Source organism: Pseudomonas sp. FSL R10-2189, from assembly GCF_009600325.1.
GTDB lineage: Bacteria > Pseudomonadota > Gammaproteobacteria > Pseudomonadales > Pseudomonadaceae > Aquipseudomonas > Aquipseudomonas helleri.
Map to the genome: position 1 here is coordinate 1 of NZ_WIVZ01000132.1, position 395 is coordinate 395.

A 395-nucleotide genomic window follows, 5' to 3' on the forward strand; every position below is an offset into this window, starting at 1 on the left:
CCCCTGTAGTCGCCTCGGCTCTTGTCGGACCGAGGACCACCTCACAGCTCGAAGAATTGCTCAGAGCTGACGAGGTCAGTCTTCCTAAGGAGATCACCTCAGCCCTCGACGACATCACCGGCGGGCCAAACCTCGCCCGCGAAGAAGCCTAGGGTCAAATAGCTCAGCGCTCGCCGCGTGGCACCCACGGAGTCGATACCGGACCATCGTAAAGCTCGCGAGGACGGGAAATCCTCGTTGTCGGATCCTCAAAAACCTCCTTCCAGTGGGCGATCAACCAGCCATCCGCCCGATAGCGAACATGACAGTGAACATGTTCAGCGGGATGCCGAGCGCGCGTAAAACGATCCCGGAATAGAAGTCCACGTTGGGGTACAGCCTGCGCTCGATGAAGT

Annotated in this window: 1 pseudogene; it reads right to left on the reverse strand. The window is 59.2% G+C overall.

The window, feature by feature from the left end:
• Positions 1-163: 163 nt before the first annotated feature.
• Positions 164-395, reverse strand: a pseudogene (locus tag GHO32_RS26255) (citrate/2-methylcitrate synthase); the annotation flags it as partial.